The organism is Lactobacillus laiwuensis, from assembly GCF_019972835.1.
GTDB classification, from domain to species: domain Bacteria; phylum Bacillota; class Bacilli; order Lactobacillales; family Lactobacillaceae; genus Lactobacillus; species Lactobacillus laiwuensis.
In genome coordinates this window covers 116277-132472 of sequence record NZ_BPPB01000006.1, presented here as the reverse complement: position 1 = coordinate 132472, position 16196 = coordinate 116277, and the positions used below count along the sequence as shown (strand labels likewise).

At 37.3% G+C, this 16196-nt stretch carries 16 protein-coding genes; 5 read left to right on the top strand and 11 right to left on the bottom strand.

What is annotated here, in order from left to right; all coding sequences use genetic code 11:
• Positions 1 to 108: 108 nt before the first annotated feature.
• From ptsP to ykzS, 3 genes are all read right to left on the bottom strand, one after another.
• The gene (ptsP, locus tag LDM92_RS06420) at positions 109 to 1842 is read right to left on the bottom strand and encodes a phosphoenolpyruvate--protein phosphotransferase (protein ID WP_223902500.1); all 1734 of its coding nucleotides are present in this window, start codon (positions 1840 to 1842) and stop codon (positions 109 to 111) included.
• Positions 1842 to 2108 (bottom strand): phosphocarrier protein HPr, encoded by a 267-nt coding sequence (locus LDM92_RS06415; protein WP_034977366.1) that lies wholly within the window; start codon positions 2106 to 2108, stop codon positions 1842 to 1844. The genes ptsP and LDM92_RS06415 overlap by 1 nt, the downstream gene beginning before the upstream one ends.
• Before the next feature lie 113 nt (positions 2109 to 2221).
• Positions 2222 to 2404, bottom strand: coding sequence for a protein YkzS (gene ykzS, locus LDM92_RS06410; protein WP_034977361.1), 183 nt, complete (start codon positions 2402 to 2404; stop codon positions 2222 to 2224).
• Between the two features lie 170 nt (positions 2405 to 2574).
• Here ykzS and LDM92_RS06405 point away from each other — a divergent pair, with 170 nt between their 5' ends.
• Together LDM92_RS06405 and LDM92_RS06400 are read left to right on the top strand one after the other, a co-directional pair.
• Positions 2575 to 4785, top strand: coding sequence for an ATP-dependent Clp protease ATP-binding subunit (locus tag LDM92_RS06405; protein WP_046331840.1), 2211 nt, complete (start codon positions 2575 to 2577; stop codon positions 4783 to 4785).
• A 127-nt stretch (positions 4786 to 4912) separates the two neighbouring features.
• Entirely contained in the window at positions 4913 to 5194 is a 282-nt protein-coding gene (locus tag LDM92_RS06400; RefSeq protein WP_046331839.1) for a DUF1827 family protein, read from the top strand.
• Between the two features lie 29 nt (positions 5195 to 5223).
• On the opposite strand, the gene LDM92_RS06395 is transcribed toward LDM92_RS06400, so the two are convergent.
• Positions 5224 to 6795, bottom strand: a complete 1572-nt coding sequence (locus LDM92_RS06395) for a peptide chain release factor 3 (protein WP_223902499.1) — start codon at positions 6793 to 6795, stop codon at positions 5224 to 5226.
• Positions 6795 to 7667 (bottom strand): hemolysin family protein, encoded by an 873-nt coding sequence (locus LDM92_RS06390; RefSeq protein WP_223902498.1) that lies wholly within the window; start codon positions 7665 to 7667, stop codon positions 6795 to 6797. The genes LDM92_RS06395 and LDM92_RS06390 overlap by 1 nt, the downstream gene beginning before the upstream one ends.
• 99 nt (positions 7668 to 7766) lie before the next feature.
• Here LDM92_RS06390 and LDM92_RS06385 point away from each other — a divergent pair, with 99 nt between their 5' ends.
• A complete protein-coding gene (locus LDM92_RS06385) occupies positions 7767 to 8228 on the top strand; it encodes a hypothetical protein (protein WP_223902497.1) in 462 nt (153 codons plus the stop codon).
• Here the strand turns inward: LDM92_RS06385 and LDM92_RS06380 are convergent.
• On the bottom strand, positions 8225 to 8710 hold the full coding sequence (locus tag LDM92_RS06380) for a hypothetical protein (RefSeq protein ID WP_223902496.1): 486 nt from the start codon (positions 8708 to 8710) through the stop codon (positions 8225 to 8227). The two genes, LDM92_RS06385 and LDM92_RS06380, sit on opposite strands and share 4 nt — an antisense overlap.
• Positions 8711 to 8718: 8 nt before the next feature.
• Positions 8719 to 9534: a recombination regulator RecX gene (gene recX / locus LDM92_RS06375; RefSeq protein ID WP_223902495.1), complete on the bottom strand. Its 816-nt coding sequence runs from the start codon at positions 9532 to 9534 to the stop codon at positions 8719 to 8721.
• A gap of 122 nt (positions 9535 to 9656) precedes the next feature.
• Here recX and rlmD point away from each other — a divergent pair, with 122 nt between their 5' ends.
• Positions 9657 to 11033, top strand: a complete 1377-nt coding sequence (gene rlmD, locus LDM92_RS06370) for a 23S rRNA (uracil(1939)-C(5))-methyltransferase RlmD (protein WP_223902494.1) — start codon at positions 9657 to 9659, stop codon at positions 11031 to 11033.
• A 245-nt stretch (positions 11034 to 11278) separates the two neighbouring features.
• On the opposite strand, the gene LDM92_RS06365 is transcribed toward rlmD, so the two are convergent.
• Positions 11279 to 12235 (bottom strand): alpha/beta hydrolase, encoded by a 957-nt coding sequence (locus tag LDM92_RS06365; protein WP_223902493.1) that lies wholly within the window; start codon positions 12233 to 12235, stop codon positions 11279 to 11281.
• A gap of 71 nt (positions 12236 to 12306) precedes the next feature.
• Between LDM92_RS06365 and LDM92_RS06360 the strand changes: the two genes are divergently transcribed.
• Positions 12307 to 12591, top strand: a complete 285-nt coding sequence (locus LDM92_RS06360; RefSeq protein WP_223902492.1) for a hypothetical protein — start codon at positions 12307 to 12309, stop codon at positions 12589 to 12591.
• 29 nt (positions 12592 to 12620) lie between these two features.
• On the opposite strand, the gene LDM92_RS06355 is transcribed toward LDM92_RS06360, so the two are convergent.
• From LDM92_RS06355 to LDM92_RS06345, 3 genes are read right to left on the bottom strand one after another with little or no spacing between them, the layout of a single operon-like run.
• Positions 12621 to 13784: a hydroxymethylglutaryl-CoA synthase gene (locus LDM92_RS06355; RefSeq protein ID WP_223902491.1), complete on the bottom strand. Its 1164-nt coding sequence runs from the start codon at positions 13782 to 13784 to the stop codon at positions 12621 to 12623.
• The gene (locus LDM92_RS06350; RefSeq protein WP_223902490.1) at positions 13768 to 14994 is read right to left on the bottom strand and encodes a hydroxymethylglutaryl-CoA reductase, degradative; all 1227 of its coding nucleotides are present in this window, start codon (positions 14992 to 14994) and stop codon (positions 13768 to 13770) included. Before LDM92_RS06350 ends, LDM92_RS06355 begins: the two co-directional genes overlap by 17 nt.
• Positions 14995 to 16143, bottom strand: a complete 1149-nt coding sequence (locus LDM92_RS06345) for a thiolase family protein (protein WP_223902489.1) — start codon at positions 16141 to 16143, stop codon at positions 14995 to 14997. It lies immediately after the preceding gene.
• Positions 16144 to 16196: the final 53 nt, after the last annotated feature.

Below are 16196 nucleotides of genomic sequence, written 5' to 3'. Positions count from 1 at the left end.
ATGTTAAGTTCAAAAAATGAATATTCTGTGAATTTTTTACCAAGAAAGACTAAAGAAATTAAAAAAGGATACACAAATTAAAAAAATGGTACCCTTTTTAAAAAATATTTAATTGTTTACTTTTTTCATTAAATCACTAACCAATTTTTCGTTTTCTTCAGCAGTTTCTGAAACATAACAAGCTTTATTAGCTAATTCCTTGATGTCATTAGTGTCAAGCTTCTTCATCAAACTTCTGATTCGTAAAATTGAGGTAGCACTCATTGAATACTCGTCTAAGCCCATTGACAACAGAATTGGGAACATGGTACTGTCTCCAGCAGCTTCACCACACATGCCGCACCAAATACCATTTTCATGAGCTGCATCAATTGTATGCTTTATTAAGCGCAAAACTGATGGGTTCGCTGGTTGATACAGGTAAGAAACATTGTCATTACCACGATCAGCAGCCATTGTATATTGGATTAAATCATTAGTACCAATTGAGAAGAAGTCAACTTCTTTTGCTAATTGGTCAGCTAAAACGGCAGCAGCTGGAACTTCAATCATCATTCCTACTTCTAGGTCTGAACCGATCTTAACGCCTTTTGCCTCTAGCTTGTCTTTTTCTTCACCTAAAATCGCTTTAGCCTTGCGTAATTCGTTTAAGGTACCAATCATTGGGAACATGATACCCAACTTGCCATAAGAAGACGCACGTAATAAAGCACGAAGCTGAGTACGGAAAATATTCTCATTTTGTAGTGAAAGTCTAATTGCACGTACACCCAAAAATGGGTTCATTTCTTCTGGTAAGTCCCAGTAATCAAGATGCTTATCGCCACCAATGTCCATGGTTCTGATAATAACCTGCTTGCCATGCATGCCTTCGATAACTTCCTTATAAGCCTCAAATTGTTCATCCTCTGTTGGGAAATCTTTTGAGTCCATATACAAGAATTCAGTTCTATAAAGACCTACAGCCTCAGCGCCATTGTCATTTACCCCTGGCATATCATTTGGTGTACCAATATTTGCTGCAATTGTGAATTTCTTACCATCTGCAGTTACTGATGGTTCATTCTTTAATTTTTCCCATTCAGCTTTCTGCTTCAAGAAGTCAGCACTCTTTTGCTTATATTCCTCAATCTCGCTATCAGTTGGCTTAACGACAACATCACCATTCAGACCATCAACAGCAACTGTATCACCATTTTGGACATCTTTGGTAATTGAATCTGTACCGACAACCGCAGGTAATTCCAAAGAACGTGCCATAATTGCTGAGTGCGCAGTTCTACCACCAATATCAGTTACAAAGCCTTTAACAAACTTCTTGTTTAATTGAGCAGTGTCACTGGGTGTCAAATCATGAGCTACCACAATTACTTCATGATCAATTGATGCTGGGTTAGGCAATTCTTTGCCCAGCAAATGAGCCATAATTCTCTTAGAAACATCTCGTACATCAGCTGCACGTTGCTGCATGTATTCGTTATCAGTCATGCCTTCAAAAATTGTAATGAACTTTTGAGCAGTTTCATCAAGTGCAGCTTCACTATTAACTTTTTGCTCTTTGATTTCATTTTCGATGGCACCAGTAAATTCAGGATCATTTAAGATCATCAGGTGAGCTTCAAAAACTTGAGCTTCATCTTCACCTAAACTCTTTTTTGCGCTATCACGGATTTTTTCAACTTCAGCAGTTGCTACTGAAATTGCCTTCTTGTAGCGTGCTAACTCACTTTCAACATCGCTAACCGTAGTTTTTGAAAATGAAAGATCAGGTTCAACCAAGAGATAGGCTGGTGCTACAGCAATACCATCACTTGCAGCAATTCCTTTTAAAGTCTTGGTCATTATTCAGCTAAACCCTCTTTTTTCATTGTTTCAGAAATAGCGTTGATTGCGTCTTTTTCATCATCACCATCAGCACTGATTGTGACATCAGCATTTTTACCAACTCCGAGTGACATGACACCCATGATTGATTTCAAGTTAACTGATTTACCATTGTATTCCAAGTTGATATCTGAACCAAACTTAGAAGCTGCTTGTACTAGCAATGTAGCTGGACGAGCATGAATACCTGTTTCTGCAACAACATGAAAATCGCGTTTTTCCATTATATATATCTCCTTTTAATTCAAAAAATCAAAACGGTAGTAAATACCTATTCGCTTACTTAGACTATCATTTTTTTGTGAATTAGACAACATAAATGTAACAGTTTACATCATTAAACTCCAGTCTTGGACTGCGAATAAATTATTTTACCACCCCGCAAGGCCTTTCCCGTTATGTTTTGCCTCTTACCAAAAGACCTTAATGCAGATTGAAATTCAAAAGCGTTTTGAGGATCAACTTCATAATGATCTAGTTCACCATCTGCCAACTGCTCAAGAATTTTTTGATAATCCAACTTTACCACCGCTTTTAATTTATATTATTTAAGCAACATTTTTGATTTTGCTTACATGTATTTTAGCATATTTAGCATACTTACAAATAATAAGATCCAAGTTTTAGCACTTGATTATTCCGAGTGCTAATTATATAATTTAGTAAACTGATATGAAAGGCGGTAATACAATGCTTTGTCAAAACTGTCAAAAACGACCAGCTTCCATTCACTTATTTGCAAAGGTTAATGGACAAAGTCGCGAAATTAATTTATGCGGACAATGTTATCAACAACTTAAACAACAAGGAAATATTAATATGAATAATGACAATAATGGCTTTTTTGGCGATTTCAGCGACCTGTTTAATTACAATGGCAACGTTGGAAATCCAGGAGATCCCAGAATGAGTAATGGCGGACCCGGCAATACCAATGGAAATAATGGTGCAGGCGGTGGTCGTTCACTTTTAGATCAATATGGAACAGATCTAACTGCACTGGCAAGAAAGGGCAAGATTGACCCAGTCATCGGGCGCGATAAAGAAATCGCACGTGTGATTGAAATTTTAAACCGCAGAACAAAAAACAACCCAGTTTTAATTGGTGAAGCCGGTGTCGGTAAAACTGCTGTAGTTGAAGGCCTAGCTCAACAAATTGTCGATGGCTCAGTTCCTGCCAAACTGCAAGACAAAAGAATAATATCATTAAATGTAGTTTCTTTAGTACAAGGTACAGGCATTCGCGGTCAATTTGAACAGCGTATGCAACAACTGCTCAAAGAAGTAGAAAATCACGATGATATCATTCTCTTTATTGATGAGATTCACGAAATAGTTGGCGCAGGCAATGCTGAAGGCGGAATGGATGCAGGCAATATTATTAAACCTGCTCTTGCGCGCGGTGATTTACAACTAGTTGGTGCGACAACCTTAAAGGAATATCGTGAAATTGAAAAAGATTCTGCTCTGGCAAGACGTTTCCAGCCCGTTGACGTTAAAGAGCCTTCGGTTCAAGAAACTATCCGTATTTTAAAGGGTATTCAAAAGCGCTATGAAGATTATCATCACGTTCACTACACTGATGATGCCATTAAAGCTGCTGCTGAACTATCTGAGCGTTATATTCAAGATCGTTTCTTACCGGATAAAGCCATCGATTTGCTTGATGAAGCAGGTTCACGCATGAATCTGACGATTCCATATGTTGATAAAGATAAAATGAAAGAGCGAATTGATGCAGCCCAAAAACTAAAGCAGGAATCCTTAAAGAACGAAGATTACGAAAAAGCTGCCTACTACCGCGATCAAATTGAGAAATACAATAAGATGAAAGATCAAAAGGTTGATCCAGATAAATCGCCAGTGATCACTAGTAAAATTATGAATAAGATCGTGGAAGAAAAAACTGGCATCCCCGTTGGGGACTTGCAAAAGCAAGAAGAAAACCAGTTGCAAAATTTAGCGCCAAATTTGAAAGCACATGTTATTGGGCAAGATAAGGCAGTCGATAAGCTGGCACGAGCAATACGGCGTAATCGGATTGGCTTTAATAAATCAGGTCGTCCAATTGGCTCCTTCCTCTTTGTTGGACCAACCGGTGTCGGTAAAACGGAACTGGCTAAGCAGTTGGCCAAGCAAATGTTTGGTTCAGAAAATGCTCTAATTCGTTTTGACATGTCAGAATATATGGAATCATATTCAGTTTCCAAATTGATTGGTTCGGCACCTGGGTATGTCGGCTATGAAGAAGCTGGTCAATTAACTGAACGTGTACGTCGTCATCCGTATAGTTTGATCTTGCTGGACGAAATTGAAAAAGCTGATCCAGCAGTTATGAATCTTTTCCTGCAGATATTAGATGATGGTCGTTTGACCGATTCTCAAGGCAGAACTGTATCATTCAAAGATACAATTATTATCATGACTTCTAATGCTGGTCAGGGTATTAAAAATGCCAGTGTAGGTTTCGCTGCTGAAAATGCTAAAGATAAACCTGATACTGCCAGAAATTCAATGAGTCAGTTCTTTAAGCCTGAATTCTTAAACCGTTTAGACGATGTGATCGAATTCAACGAATTAACCAAGGACGACTTAGTGAAAATTGTCAACTTAATGCTCACCGATGTTAACAACATGGTTAAGAACCAAGGCTTACAAATCACTGTTAGTGATGATGCTAAGAAGAAATTGGTTGATGAAGGCTACAATCCTGCTATGGGTGCAAGACCATTACGTAGAACTATTCAGGAGGAAATTGAAGACAAGGTTGCCGACTACAAACTTGATCATTCCACTGCCAAGAATTTAATTGCCAGTGTTTCTGATAATCAAATTATCATTAGTGAAGATAATAATGAAAACAGTGCTACTGAGTCCGTTGATCAAACTACAAATAATTAGTTAAAGTAACTCTTCATTAAGCATGATTATTACAGATAATAATAATCATGCTTTTTACTAAAGAAAAAAGTTTTAATAAGTTGTATACTAAAATAAAAAGAACTACTAGAAGAAACGGGTGAAATCCATGCATTTAATAGATGTAACCAATAGCTACAGGGACCTAGTTCACAGTCAATTAAATTCGACCAATGTAAATTATGTCAAGGTTTACTCTTTGGGTAATACCTCTGTTATCTACACCGAGAGTGATAAGGCGATCGGAATTGTTTTGGAAAATCACAATCGACGAGTGCGTAAAGAGGAAACAGATTTTGTGATTGAACGCTTAATTAAAGAAAAAGACCCTTCATATATATTGACCTTTGATAAAAGTCAACATGTCATTGAAATCCATATTGATAAATAAAAAAGCTGGCTTAAAAGCCAGTTTTTTTATTACAACTTTTCAGTTAATTTAACATCAGGATATTTATCTTTAAAAAAGCGCTCCGCAAATTGATTTTCAAACAAAAATAGTGGTTGACCATAACGATCTTTAACCAGCAGATTTCGGCTATTTGCCATAGCTGGATCAAGTTGTTCAGGATCAATCCAACGCGCTACGCGATGACCAATATTAGTCATCTCAACGTCTGAATTATACTCATTTTTCATTCTGAATTTAAAGACTTCAAATTGCAATTGACCAACAGCACCCAAGATATATTCATCAGTTTGATAATTTTGGTACAACTGAATTGCACCTTCTTGAACCAGTTGGACCATTCCCTTATGAAATGATTTCTGCTTCATCACATTTTTTGCAGTGACTCTTACAAATAATTCTGGAGTAAATTCTGGCAGCGGTGGATAAACCACTTTGTTTTTGCCAGCATAAATACTGTCGCCAATTTGAAAATTACCGGTATCATATAAACCAACTATATCCCCGGCAACTGCATCTGAAACCTGCATCCTTTCACTCGACATAAACTCGGTAGCATTATTAAGTCTAATCGCTTTACCAGTCCGAGCCAAAGTTACATCCAAGCCTTTTTTAAATTCGCCACTGCCAATCCGGACAAAAGCAATGCGATCACGGTGATGAGGATTCATATTAGCCTGAATTTTAAATACAAAGCCAGTAAATTCTTGATTATCAGGAGCCAGGTCTTCAGTTTCATTAACTATATGACTTGCAGGTGCAGGAGCCATTTTGACAAAGCTTTGCAGGAAAGTTTCAACACCAAAGTTTGTCAAGGCAGAACCAAAGAAGACTGGAGTCTGATCACCCTTAGCAATCTTTTGCAAATCAAACTGATTGCCGGCCTCTTTAATTAATTCAATTTCTCCTAGGGTATCTTGAAATTGTGGATTTTGACTAAAAGGTTCACTGTCGGGCAATTTACCATCTTTATCTAGTGATAAAAAGCGGTCAGATCCATCTTTATGATACATTTCAATTTTGTTATTAGCGATATCATATAGTCCTTGTAAGGTTTGACCCGACCCAATTGGCCAATTCATAGCCACTCCTTCAATGCCCAGCAAGTCTTCAAGTTCAGCAATCAAATCCAAAGGAGGTCTGCCGTCACGATCCAACTTGTTCATGAAAGTAAAAATCGGAATTCCCCTTTGTTTCACGACCTTAAATAATTTTTTGGTTTGCGGTTCAATACCTTTAGCTGAATCAATCACCATGACTGCTGAGTCAACTGCCATTAAAGTGCGATAAGTATCTTCGGAAAAGTCTTCGTGCCCTGGAGTATCAAGAATATTGATTCTCTTTCCCTGATACTCAAATTGCATGACGGAGCTGGTAACTGAGATACCACGTTGCTTTTCAATTTCCATCCAGTCACTGGTAGCATAATGGTCGCTTTTACGCGCCTTGACCGTCCCGGCACTGCGAATCACACCACCAAAAAGAAGCATTTGCTCCGTGATAGTAGTCTTCCCTGCATCTGGGTGCGATATGATAGCAAATGTTCTTCTTTTATTTACCTTATCTAACAGTTCATTACTCATTAAGTATTTTGTTCTTCTTTCTTCTTAGGTTTTGCTTCAGGTATAGTTAATAAAACAGTCATCAATCTTGAACGCATCATTCTTCTGGTAGTTAAAACCATGCCGTTATCTAATTTAACCGACAATTTTTCGCCTTTGGCAGGAATTATGCCTAATTTAGTGATCATGTAGCCGGCAATGGTATCAACGTCTTCCATTTCCAAATCCGTACCGAATTGCTCGTTAAAATCATCAAGAGGCATTTTACCATAAATGACATACTTATTAGGGGCAAGCTGGTGCACTAAAACCTCAGTTTGATCTACTTCATCATCAATATTACCAACTATCTCTTCGATAATATCCTCAATGGTTGCTATTCCGACTACTCCACCATATTCATCGGTTAAAATAGCTAATTGCTGCTGTGTTTGCTGCATCTCAACGAGTAACTCTCTAAGTTCAGTTGTTTCTGGTGCAAAAAGTGGCGGATTCATGACATCATCGTAGGTAATTTTATCAAAACCCTTCTCCCAAGCTTTACGCAAAACGGTGCGAATATGAATAATACCAACTATTTTATCCTTATCATGTTGATAAACCGGTATTCTGGAATATGGTTCACGCAGTATTTCTTTGAGATGATCCTGCAAACTTTCCTGGCAATCAACCATGAAAGCATCAATTCTGGGTACCATCACTTCACGTACCATTCGTCCCTGAAAATCCAAAACTGCATTTAACATTGAAAATTCATTGTCACTAATCTTCTTATCTTTGTGTAAATCTTCAATTTCTGTAATTAAGTGCTCTCTTGTTTCTTCATCGTTTGTAGGGGAAAATTTATTTTTGAAACGCTCAAATAAATTCCCCTTGTCGGGGTCGCTAGCCATTTTATTGCTCTCTTTCTTAAAATAACGTATTAAATACCAACATTATATCATGTACGCACACAATATGTTAGAATAGCACGTAAGAAATGAGGTCAAACTATGAAAAAAAGTCATGTCATACTTGTTTTCACATTCTTACTGTTAATTCCCTATCTATGCAGTCTTACCATTATTGGTATTGGTTATGACGCTCTGGTTTTACATTCCGCTGATCTTTTTCGCACTGCTATTGGTGCAACTGTCGGTGCCTTAATTATGTTTGCCATTAAGGCAACGATTCAAAGACCGGTCGATTTGCTGGCAGTCGAAATAAACGATGGCTTTTTAAAGCAATTGTTACGTTTTTTCAGTATCAGAAGACGTTACCTTTTGCAAATTGCTAACGTAATTTTGGATTTCATTCTCTGCTTTGCTGCCACTTTTGTGGTTAGAGAATTTTTAACACTAGATCAGATTGTGGGTAAATCTGTCGGCATTGTGATGCTGATCATGCTCTTGTCAACCTGTCTTGGTGCATATGTGGAGTATGACAACCTGTCAATTGATCCCAAACAACACTAATTCTTAAGACTGTCTTCAAGATATAATTCTTGGGTCAGTTTTTTTGTGTCTAAATTCAAGTTTTGTAAAACATAGGGAGTTAAGCTGTCTCCAGGATTTTGGTAAATTTTAATGCCTTCATCCGCAACAGCTGCTAAAAACTGTGAAATTATCATATTTAAAGGTTGACTAAAAAAGGAAATATTTTGATTGTCTTTTTCTTCAACAGCTACTTGAGTTTTAGGCAAAACAAATTTCATTAAACCTTGAGGAACTTTAATATTGTTTGGTGCAATAACACCATACCAATACATAAAATTTTCAGGTCCAAAAACTACTAGACTGCTGCGAGTATTTTTCAAATTGTTCTTGGTAATAAAATTTTGGAAAACTTGATTTTGCTCCATTTCCATGTTTGCTTCATTAAAAGTTTTCTGTTCGTCCATCAATTGGTCAGGAAAAGGGCGACCAATAAATGTTACTTTTTCTTGTAGTTTTTTCATAAAATCTCCTAATATTCAGCTAGTTCATCTAAAGGAATAATTTCACCGGCCAGAAAGGCATCAATTTCATTGCTGGCAAAACCATGTGTAAACAGGTAATTGCGTATTTTATTCTGTCTTTGGCTTTCAGGTAAGCGGCGAAAACGTTTATAAGCTTTGATTCCTTGCTTTTTTAACGCTGCGATTTGATCTTCCTCATTTTGAGCAAAATCCATTTGCCCAATTATTGCACTGGCAAGAGTGCCGGAAAAGCCGTGGTTTAACAACTTAGTTGTCATTTTGCGTTCCAATTCTCGCTGCGACAACTTACCTACCTTGCTTTTCATTGATTTGAGCACTCTTTTGCCAGCATCGAGCCACTTATCGTCAGCTATTTCGGCTAAAGTATTGTCAATTATTTCAGGATCAATCCCCTTTTGCTTTAGTTTATTGCTGATACTAAGTGGGCCATCGGTACCCATGCGTAAATTTTGCCTGACCAATAGTTGGGCGTACTTGGCATCGTCTAAAAAGCCCATTTCTGTCATCTGACTAACCGCAGCCTGGGCAGATTCATTATCAATACCATGTTTATTAAGATATTGCAAAACTTCAAAAACAGTCCGAGGCTCGTAACTCAAATAATTAGCCGCAATATTTGTTGCCTTGGCGTCAGCATCAAATTGCTTAATGGCCACAATTTGTTCTTCAGACAGTTCCTGCCCTTTTAAGAGCACGAATTCAGCTACAGTTTGTTCAGCAGCCGAAAAAGAATATTTACCGTCTAAAAAGATATTAAAACGGCCAGGTCTTTTTTGACTACTAACTTTAGTAATAATTGGCATTAAAGATCACCTTTCTATCGCTTAATTCCATGCTAGCAAATTTTGCTCTTTCTTGCTAAATACTTTTTACTGGGAGTACAATTAATTATTAACATTTAATATTTTATTGTAGAAAGAAAATTATGTACAAGAAATTTAATCAAAATCAACCAAAAGAAAAAGATATTATTATTACCATTAAAAGACTGGGTATTAATGGTGAAGGCATCGGCTATTACCGCAAAAAAATAATTTTTATTCCTGGCGCCCTGCCCAATGAAGTAGTTGTTGCCAAAATTATTACAGAATACCCTCGTTATATTGAAGCTGAGCTTGTCCGCATTAAGGAAAAAAGTCCTGACAGAGTATCTTTCCCCACTAATGTCAATCCAGAAATTGGTGGACTCGAACTTGCTCATTTAGATTATCCTAAACAACTTGAATTCAAACGGGACAATGTTCTTGAGGCCCTTAAAAAATATCATCCCCGTGGTTACAGCAAGTATAAAGTCAAAAAGACAATTCCGGCTCCAGAAGAATGGCATTATCGTAATAAGGCTCAATATCAAATTGAACTGTCTCATGGCCAAATTAACTTAGGACTTTTTGCACCTAACTCACACGAACTGTTTGATTTGCCTGAAATGCCAACTCAAAGTGAGGCAACCCAAGACACCGAACGTAAAATTAAAAGTTTAGTGGAAAAATTGCACATTAGAATTGCGGATCCTTACCGTCATTTTGACGGGCTCAAAACTATAGTAGTTCGTCAGGCTTATGCCACTCACGAAATTCAAGTAACCTTAATTACAGTGGGCCACAGTCTTAAAAATCTGGGGCAACTTGCAAAAGAGATTATGAGGCTTCCTAATGTAGTCAGTGTTTTTCAAAATGAAACTGATTGGCGCAACCCCCAAGTCTGGGGCAATAAAACCACTAAATTAACAGGTAAAAACCAAATCACTGATGAAATTTTAGGTAAAAAGTTTGCACTTTCACCGCGAGCATTCTTCCAGTTAAATCCAGTGCAAACTATTACCCTTTATTCACGGGCACTAAAATTTTTGGATTTAAAAGCAGATGAAACCCTGATTGATGCCTACAGTGGAGTGGGAACGCTGGGAATTTTAGCAGCAGATCAAGTCAAACAAGTTATTGGTATTGAAACTATTCCTGAAGCAATTGCTGACGCCAATCATAACGTTGAACTCAATCATATTAAAAATGCTAATTATATTCAGGGAAGTGTAGAAAAAGTTTTACCTGAACTAGCTCAAAATGGAATTCCAATTGATGCGCTGATTGTAGACCCACCACGAACTGGTCTGGCCAAAAGCTTGATCAAAACCCTTTTGAGGGTAAAACCCAAAACCTTTGTTTACATTTCCTGTAACCCATCTACCCTCGCTCAAGATTTAGTCCTTTTGAGTGAAGCATACAATGTCAGACTGATTGAAAACGTCGACATGTTGCCACAGACTCCAAGGTGTGAATGTGTCGTTAAACTAACTTTAAGATAAATAAAAAGCAAAATAGTTGTCGCAATTAGCGACAACTATTTTTGTGGATCGGGTGTCAATTGAGAATATTTTCTTTTGAGATAAAATCATCATATACAAATATATAAAACTATAAAGACTTCGCGATAAAATTGTTATTTCAAAAGTAGATAACAAACATATTATGGAGATAGAAATCTTGTTAACCTTACCCACACTTTTATAATAGCAAATTAATGTAAGCGCTAGCAAACAAAATGCATGGCTTATTTTACATATTTGGCTAAAAATGCTGCAACCCGCCTTTTATATTCTTTTGGATGCTTTGAAAATGACTTGGCATGTTTGGCTCCAGGAGCCACCCATATTTCCTTTGGACCTCTAGTAGCCTTATAATTAGGATAGACCATTCTAGTAGGCACAAAATTATCACGGCTGCCATGAATAAACAGCATTGGTCTATGATTTTTATGTAACTGTTTAACACTAGAGGCATTACCCATGAAATAGCCAACTTTTAGCTTATTAATGCCACTTAGTATTTCAACTAAGGGAAAACGTGGAAAAGCAGGCATATTGTACAAAACTCCTGCTTCGTGCTCGATTTCATCCTTGACGTTGCTATAGCCACAATCTTCTACAAACGCCTTAACTTGATGAGGCAGTTTAAGTCCGCTAGTCATCATGGCTGTTGCCGCACCCATACTTAAGCCGTAAATCACTACTTGTTGGTTCTGGCCATATTTTTGCAATAAATATGTAACCCATTTCTTAACATCATCTTTTTCCGGCCAACCATAACCAATATATTTTCCTTCGCTCTTTCCCTGAGCTCTGGGATCTGGGGTTAAAGTATTATAGCCTAACTGATGAAACAAGGCGTCATATTCTCCCATATCTTCTTTGGTATCCATATATCCAGGTAAAATAATAGCTGTTTTATTAGAACTTTTATAGGGAATAAAATTAGCATCCAATTTAAACTTTTCGTCAGCAGATTCAATATACCACTTCTGTTTAGCAGTCTTTTTAAACCAAATTTTTTCACGATAAAGAGGATCTGATTTCTTGATCACATTACTCGAAGAACCTAAAAAACTTTTTTTACCGGGAACACATGCCACCCTAAAGAAATAGTAACCGGCTCCAGTAAACAATAAGCATACTAGTAAAATAATAATAATTGATGAAAGCCACAGCTTTTTATGTTTTAATTTTTTCAATTAGTTTTGCCACCCTCACTAAAATAATATCTTATAGTATAACATGTTAAATTTGTATAGGAATAATAAAAATGAGATTAACAGATTTATTACAATTAACCAATGATTTAAGCAACCAAACTAGCTTGTATTTATCTATTGGCCAAAAAAATATTCCTTTGGCAAAAGTGAAAATTTCAAGCAATGAATGCCTCCTTTTTCCCGGAAAAAAGCCACTAACAAAAGGCAAACTGGTTAATTTGGTTAAAAATATCCATGGTCGCAGTATTCCAATATTTATTTATAACCAAAAAAAGAGAATTGCTGTTTATGGTATTCAAATTTTGCCTGATCAAAATGGAGTTAGGCTAACCTAAAAAAGCTGCCGTTGGGCAGCTTTTTCTAACTATTTTTGCAAATATTGCCGAATGCGGTTTTTGGTTCCAGCAAAATACCAGTTGCCGGTTTGTTCGTCACTTTGAAGCTCTATATCATCTTGTGGAGATTCTAAAGACTGATTAAAAATTTGTTCATATTCAGGAATAGTTAATTTTTGACGGCGATTAATCATTGTTTGATCTGCATTTGCATGTAGATTCTTTTCATAACCCTCAATAATTTGTCCTGAATAGAACTCACCCATTGCCCCCGAACCATAAGAAAATAAACCGATTTTTGCATTTGCTGGCAATTTAGCATTTTCCAGTAAACTCAAAAGGCTTAAATATAAAGAAGCAGTGTAAATATTACCGACTTCCTTGCCATAACGAGCAGCAGCAGTAAAATTCTCTGTCAAATGTTTTTTAGTCTTTTCATCTTGAGCGGTAATAGCCCACTCATTTGCCTTAAATCCCATTTTTACAAAAGGCAAATGATAAAGTAATGCTGTGAAATCGCTAGTTTTGAGTCCGGTTTGTTTTCGATAAGCCGTAAATGTTTGTTTAAAAAAGTCTAAATACACGTTTTTAGAATATTTACCATCAACTACGGCGACTGCTGAATCATTAGGGCGCCAAAAGTCGTTAATATCCTCGCTGTACGAGCTGTGTCCCTTATTGATAGTCAAAATTTGGGGATCAGACTTAATTAACATGCTAATACTGCCAGCCCCTTGTGTTACCTCACCTCCAGTATTAACGCCATAGCGAGCAATATCAGAGCCAATTACAATTGCGCTATGGTGGGGATGAAGGCGGACATAATCCCGAGCAATCATGATGCCTGCAGTCATGCCAAAGCATGCTTCTTTTACTTCAAATGTTCTGACATTTGCCGGTAATGCCAAAGCTGATTTGATGAAAAGCGAGGCCGATTTAGATTGGTCAACACTACTTTCTGTTCCAACGATTAATAAACCAACTTTTTCGCGTGCAATTTGATCTAAATATCTAAGCGTTGCATTAATTCCCATTGAAACTGCATCTTGCGTCTGATCAGCTACGCTCATTTTATTTTGACCTATACCAATCAAAAATTTATTAGGATCTTCATTTCGCGCGTGCGCCAAATCTACCATATCGACATATTTGTTTGGTGTATAAAAACCAATTTGATCAATTCCGACTTGCATTATTTTCCTCTCTAATTTCTCTTAAAAATTCCTGGGCTGCAGATTGACTGTATTTTTTGTTATTTATGATTTTTTGGAATACTACTTTTTTCTCAGCAGCAGTAGCATCTAAACTTGTCACAATATTTCTGGCCTGTAGTTTCATGTGTCCTGCCTGTATTCCCTTGGTAGAAATTGCCAGTAGTGCTGCTAAATTATTAGCTAAACCAATGGCAGCAATAATATTAGCTAATTGTTCTGCAGTAATTTTTTCGCCTAAAATACGGTAGTTTTGCCTAACATCTTTTCTGGAATTGATTGAGCCACCAACAGTTCCAATTGGCAAGGGAATGCTAAGCTTGCCAACAAGCTTTTCATTTTCAAGCCGCCATTCACTTAGACTGGTGTAGGTGCCTGTTTTACTTGCAAAAACACCGCAAGCTGCCTCCACTGCGCGAGTATCATTTCCCGTTGCCAGTAAAACAGCATCAACTCCGTTCATAATCCCTTTGTTATTGGTAACGGCTCTCATTGGATCATCTTGACCAATTCGACTTAATAAAACAATTTTCCTGGCAGTTTCTATTCCACCAATTAAATCAATGGGAACAGCTGCTCTGACCGTTGTGACTTGGCTGGGATAATTTGACAAAATGGCAAATAATTTTTGTTTAATGCCAGAAAAATTCTCTAACTCATCAGTCATAAATTCTAAAATAGAATTTACTTTGTTAGCGCCCATCGCCTCGGCCGGATCAACTAATACTTTCACATAAAGTAAATCATTTATTTGTTTAAGTTCTATTTTACGGACTCCACCGCCATGGCTTACAAGACTAGCAAAATGGGAATTTGTTTTTTTAATCAGAACAGGCAACATATTATGCAAATGAGAAACTTCAAAATTTTCAGCCACCTGCATGACAATCTGACCCCAAATACCATCTCGTTGACTGCTTGCGGTAAAGCCTCCAGCTTTTGCAACAATACCAGCGCCATTATTAGCTGCGGCAACTACCGAAGCTTCTTCAGTCACCATTGGTACTTGGTAATTTTGACCATTGACTAATAAGTCTTGTACTAAACCGACAGGTAACCGCAACTGACCTATTACATTTTCACTTAATAAATCCAAGTTATGCAAAACCTGGGAATCAATTTGATCCAGTTTGATCCCCTGTTTTTGCAAGAAATCTCGCCTTTTTTCAGGAGATAATTTATAGAATTTCATTTACAATTTCTCTATTTCACATGCAATTGCTTGTCCACCACCAATACAAAGAGTTACCAAAGCCTTGTGGCCATTGATATGATTCATAATATTGACGGCTGTTCCTACTAAACGAGTTCCGGTAGCAGCAAGAGGATGACCTAGTGCAATGGCTCCACCAAAAATGTTTAGTTTAGCGGGTGGAATTCGGAGTTTTCGAGCTAAGACAACGCTAGGTGCAGCGAAAGCTTCATTAACTTCGATTGCATCATAATCATTAATGGTATTGTTTGTTTTTTGTAATAATTTTTCTACTGCAAAATATGGCGCTACACCCATGTATGCCGGATCAGTACCAGATTCAGCAAACGATCCCAACCGCGCCAGAGGTTGCAGTTTGAGTTCCTTTACTTTTTCTGCGCTTGCCAAAATAATCATACTGGCACCATCACTTAAGGGCGAAGAATTGCCAGCTGTAACTAAACCATCTTTCTTAAAAACAGGTTTTAACTTGCTCAGTGCTGCCATATTAGTGTCTGCCCGAAGGGTTTCGTCCTGCTGGATCATTTTGTCGTTAACTTTTACACCAATTATTTCGTCTTTGAAAAAATTTTGCTGAACTATTTCAACTGCTTTTTGATGTGAATTTACGCTATATTCATCCATTTCAGTACGCGTAACGCTATATTTTTCTGCCACATTCTCAGCCGTTAATCCCATATGCGCATGAGAAAAAGCGTCAATGAGGCCATTTTGCAGCATTTCACTCTGAAATTGTGGTTTTTTCTGCTCTTCTGTCAAATAAACAGCATTTGACATACTTTCTGCGCCGCCAACAGCTACCAAGCCAAAGTCGCCCAGTTCCATCTGCCCTTGGGCCAGTCTAAGAGCTTTTAAACTTGAACCACAGACTTCATTAATGGTCACGCTGCTGCTTTTGGGACTCATACCCGTATTCAGAGCAATTTGCCGTGCCATATTTTGTCCTAAACCCGCACCCAAAACATTACCCATGAATAAGGCATCCAATTTTTCAGCGCCCAAATTAATGCTTTTTAACGTTTCTCTTAATGCTAATTCTCCTAAATCTATCGCGCTTTTTTCAGCCCATAACCCATGATAGCGGCCAAAAGGAGTTCTTTTAGCTGCAACAATGTATATATCTTTCATTTAACCTATCCCCTAGCTAAAAGTTTCAAGTCGCATAATACAAAAGTTTTCTA